Source organism: Caldimonas sp., from assembly GCF_046289365.1.
Classification (GTDB): domain Bacteria; phylum Pseudomonadota; class Gammaproteobacteria; order Burkholderiales; family Burkholderiaceae_C; genus Caldimonas.
The window spans coordinates 1-3694 of the sequence record NZ_JBKBVU010000252.1; the positions used below are offsets into that span (position 1 = coordinate 1).

Annotated in this window: 4 protein-coding genes; 3 read left to right on the plus strand and 1 reads right to left on the minus strand. The window is 69.7% G+C overall.

Annotated elements, in window-relative coordinates; translation table 11 throughout:
• Both ACK42S_RS16420 and ACK42S_RS16425 read left to right on the plus strand, forming a co-directional pair.
• On the plus strand, positions 1–483 hold a 483-nt coding region (locus tag ACK42S_RS16420), incomplete at its 5' end, for a DUF6537 domain-containing protein (RefSeq protein ID WP_409710027.1).
• Between the two features lie 13 nt (positions 484–496).
• Positions 497–916, plus strand: coding sequence for an acyl-CoA thioesterase (locus tag ACK42S_RS16425; RefSeq protein ID WP_409710030.1), 420 nt, complete (start codon positions 497–499; stop codon positions 914–916).
• A gap of 15 nt (positions 917–931) precedes the next feature.
• Here ACK42S_RS16425 and ACK42S_RS16430 read toward each other — a convergent pair whose 3' ends face one another.
• Complete coding sequence (locus ACK42S_RS16430) at positions 932–2617, minus strand: SulP family inorganic anion transporter (RefSeq protein ID WP_409710033.1); 1686 nt, start codon at positions 2615–2617, stop codon at positions 932–934.
• Positions 2618–2774: 157 nt separating this feature from the next.
• On the opposite strand from ACK42S_RS16430, the gene ACK42S_RS16435 reads away from it, so the two are divergent.
• A partial coding sequence (locus ACK42S_RS16435) for a glycerate kinase (protein WP_409710036.1) occupies positions 2775–3694 on the plus strand: 920 nt, incomplete at its 3' end.

The following is a 3694-nucleotide window of genomic DNA, read 5'->3' on the forward strand; positions in this document are numbered from 1 at the left end:
CGGCGCCGCATCGCCGCCGGCAAGGAGCCTCTGGCCTTGCCCCTGAAGATCGGTACCCACACCCTCGGCGGCTTCCTGGCCCTGCGGGTGCTGGCCAGCCTGAAGGGGCTGCGCCGCCGTGGCAGCCGGTTCGCGCTGGAGCAGTCCCTGATCGAGCGCTGGCTGGCCGGCGTGGAGCAGGGCACGCGCACGCTGTGGCAGCTTGGCTACGAAATCGCCGAATGCGGCCGGCTCATCAAGGGCTATGGTTCGACCAATGAGCGCGGCAAAGACAACCTGCTGCACGTGCTCGATCACCTGGCGACGGCGGCGTCGTTCGAGACCCCCGAGCAGCGCGCAGCGGCCATCGGCGCGGCGCGCGCGGCCGCTCTGGCCGACGATGCCGGCAAGGCGCTCGACCAGGCCCTGGTCCAGCATGGCGCGCCGCCCCGTCCGGTGAAGGCCCAGCCCATCCGGTGGTACAAACGGCGCCCTGCATCCTGAGTTCCTGTCCGCCATGAGCCGCATCCATCACCTGCCCGTCCATGTCGAGTTCGGCGACTGCGACCCGGCCGGCATCGTCTGGTTTCCCAACTTCTTCCGCTGGTTCGACGCCGGTTCGCGGCGCTTCTTCATCGCCTGCGGCGTGCCGCCCTGGAAGGAGCTGGAAAAGACCACCGGCATCTTGGGCACGCCGCTGGTGGACACCCAGGCGCGCTTCGTGCGCCCGGCCAGCTACGGCGACGAGATCATCGTGGAGACCCACATCCCCGAATGGCGCGCCAAGAGCTTCGTGATGAAGCATCGCATCCTGCGCGGCGCCGAGCTGCTGTGCGAATGCACCGAAGTGCGCGTGTTTGCACAGCGCACCGGCGAGGACCCGCACGCCATCCGCGCCGTGCCCATCCCGGAAGACATTCGCGCCCTGTGTGGCTGATCCCCGGCCGATCGCTCAGGCGGCCGCAGCGGCCACCGCGGCGTGCAGGTCGGGCACGAGGTTGTGCGCGCCCAGGTGGGCGGCAAAGCCCGAGCGCTCCATCAAGCTGCGCGGCTGCTCGTTCAGGTCGCACAGCACCAGACGGATGCCCCGGCGCTGCAGGCTGCGGTGCAACTGCTCCAGCGCGTCCAGGCCGGTGGTGTCGATGGAGATCAGGCGGTGCATCTCCAGCACCAGCACCCGGATGCCCGGGCGCAGGCGCTGCGTGATGGCTTCCACCTTGGCCACGGCCCCGAAGAACAGGGCGCCATAAAGCTTCATCGCCTGCACCGTGTCGGGCACGCCCGCCGGCAGGGGCAGCGGCTCGATGCGAAACAGCGTGCTCATGCGGTAGATGAAGAACACGCAGGCCATCACCAGGCCGACCTCCACCGCCACGGTGAGGTCGAACACCACGGTGAGCACGAAGGTGCCCACCAGCAACACTCGATAGGGCACCGAGAACTGGCGCAAGCGCACGAACTCGCGCCATTCGCCCATGTTCCAGGCCACGAAGAGCAGGATGCCGGCCAAAGCCGCCAGCGGCACCTGCGAGGCCAGCGGTGCGGCTACCAGCACCACGACCAGCAGCGTGAGCGCATGCACCATGCCCGCCACCGGGCTGGTGGCGCCCGAGCGGGCGTTGGTGACCGTGCGTGCAATCGTGCCCGTGGCCGGGATGCCGCCGAAGAAGGGCACGACCATGTTGGCCACGCCCTGGCCCATCAGTTCCTGGTTGGGGTCGTGGCGAGGGCGTTCGCTCAGGTTGTCGGCCACCCGCGCGCACAGCAGCGACTCGATGGCGCCCAGCATCGCAATCGTGAGCGTGGGGATGAAGAGCTGGCGGATGCCGTCCCACGAAAAGGCCGGCCACTGCAAGGTGGGCAGGGCCTGGGGAATGCCGCCGAAGCGCGAGCCGATGGTCTCCACCGGCAGAGCAAACAGGGCGGTGAGCGCGGTGGCCAGGCCCAGCGCGACGATGGTGCCTGGCAGGCGGGCCACCACCTTCAGAGCGCGCTGCGCAGGCGAGCGGGCGATGGCCGGCAGCGCATAGAGCTTGGGCCAGAGGATGACGATGGCCAGACAGGCCAGGCCCAGGCCCAGCGCCATCGGGTTGAAACCGTGCAGGTGGCGGCCCAGCGTCGCGAGCTGGCCGAAGAAGTCGGCCGGCAGCGCATCGATCGACAGGCCCAGCAGGTCCTTCACCTGAGACAGCGCGATCAGCACCGCGATGCCGTTGGTGAAGCCGATCACGATGGTGATCGGGATGTAACGCACCAGGACCCCGAGCTTGAACAGGCCCATCAGGAACAACAGGCCACCGGCCAACACGGTGGCAACGAGCAGGTTGCCCAGGCCGTAGCGCTGCACGATGCCGTAGACGATGACGATGAAGGCACCGGCCGGCCCGCCAATCTGTACGCTGGAGCCCCCCAGCGCCGAGATGAGAAAGCCAGCGATGATCGCGGTGACGAGGCCCTGCTCGGGCTTGACGCCCGAGGCGATGGCAAAGGCCATGGCCAGCGGCAACGCCACCACACCCACGGTGAAACCGGCAGAGAGGTCGCGTACGAAGCGTTGGCGGTCGTAGTCCCGCAGATCGTCGAGGAGGCGAGGGCGGAAGGAGGCGAGTTCGAGTCCGACGGGAAGCCGTATGCCCATGGTGTGCTTTGTGGGTTCTAGCGTGTCCTGGCCCTTCGAAGGCGGCATCTTCGAACCTTCAGGCAGGCCCGGTCAAGCATGCTTGAGCATGGTGCTCCACCTTGTCTGCCGGCTGAGGTAGGCTCGCCGCTGCCGACCCTGCCGATGGAGACCGCCGATGACCGCCCCCGCCCGCCTGGACGACCCCCGTGCCTTGCTGCGCCACCTGCTCGATGCGGCCATCGCACGCGCGCAACCGGACCGATGCCTGGCCGGCCGTCTGCCGCCGCCTCCACGTGGGCGCACCCTGGTGCTGGGCGCCGGCAAGGCCGGCGGGGCAATGGCCGCGGCCGTCGATGCCCTGTGGCCGAAAGACGCACCGCTGAGCGGCCTGGTCGTGACGCGCTACGGCCATGTGCCCCCGGCCTACCGGGCTGCGCCGGGTCGTATCGAGGTGGTCGAGGCGGCCCACCCGGTGCCCGATGCGGCGGGCCAGGCGGCCGCGCAGCGCATGATGACGCTCACCCGCGGCCTTACGAGGGACGACCTCGTGTTGTGCCTCCTCTCTGGCGGCGGCTCGGCGCTGCTCAGCGCCCCTGCGCCGGGCGTGACGCTGGCCGACAAGCAGGCCCTCAACCGCGCGCTGCTCGACAGCGGCGCCTCGATCAGCGAGATGAACTGCGTGCGCAAGCACCTCTCGGCCTTGAAAGGCGGACGGCTGGCGGCGCTGTGTGCGCCGGCGCGGGTAGTCACACTCGTGATCTCCGACGTGCCCGGCGACGATCCCAGCGTGATCGCCAGCGGTCCCACCGTGCCCGATGCCACGACCTGCGCCGACGCTCTGGCCATCGTGCGCCGCTACCGCCTGACGCTGCCGGCGGACATTGAAGCCGCCTGGGCGCGCGGCGAGCTGGAAACGCCCAAGCCGGGCGATCCCGTCTTCGACGGCCACGAAGTGCACCTGATTGCCACGCCGCAGCAGGCCTTGGAGGCCGCGGCCGAGGCCGCAGCGGCCCTGGGTGTGGCGGCGCACATCCTGAGCGACGAGATCGAGGGGGAATCGCGCGTGGTGGGACAGGTGCATGCCGCCCTGGCCCG

Coding starts and splice junctions, on each gene's coding strand:
- ACK42S_RS16425 (WP_409710030.1), top strand. CDS start 497: ATGAGCCGCATCCATCACCTGCCCGTCCATGTCGAGTTCGGCGACTGC.
- ACK42S_RS16430 (WP_409710033.1), bottom strand. CDS start 2,617: ATGGGCATACGGCTTCCCGTCGGACTCGAACTCGCCTCCTTCCGCCCT.